The following is a 611-nucleotide window of genomic DNA, read 5'->3' as shown; positions in this document are numbered from 1 at the left end:
TGGTCTGCAATGACGGCCATTGAACGTAGCCGGATTCTTAACAAAGCGGTAGCGATTCTGCGTGAACGCAATGACGAGTTAGCCGCTTTAGAAGTGGCGGACACGGGCAAGCCAATTCAAGAAGCGATCGCTGTTGATATTACGACAGGCGCAGATGTTATCGAATATTACGCTGGTCTTGCACCAAGTTTGCAGGGTGAGCAACAACCTCTCAATGAAAGCCAGTTTTTCTATACGCGCCGTGAACCTCTAGGTATTTGCGCAGGTATTGGCGCCTGGAACTACCCGATTCAAATTGCAATGTGGAAATCTGCACCAGCACTGGCTGCTGGTAATGCAATGATCTTTAAGCCGTCGGAAGAAACACCGCTTACAGCGCTTAAGCTTGCGGAAATTTATTCTGAAGCGGGCCTTCCTGATGGTGTGTTTAACGTCGTGCAGGGTGACTACCGCGTAGGGCAGATGCTAACGGCGCATCCGGATATTGCTAAAGTATCGTTCACTGGCGAATCAGGTACTGGCAAAGTTGTTATGGGTGACAGTGCAAAAACGCTTAAGCAAGTCACAATGGAATTAGGTGGCAAGTCACCACTGATCGTTTTTGATGATGC

General features: G+C 48.8%; 1 protein-coding gene. It reads left to right on the top strand.

What is annotated here, in order from left to right; genetic code table 11:
• A partial coding sequence (locus R7Q46_RS28230; RefSeq protein ID WP_318078448.1) for an aldehyde dehydrogenase family protein occupies positions 1 to 611 on the top strand: 611 nt, incomplete at both ends.

The sequence above is a fragment of the Vibrio sp. 811 genome (genome assembly GCF_033339195.1).
Note: the sequence above shows the minus strand (reverse complement) of the source record. Positions and strands in the feature narration are given on the sequence as shown.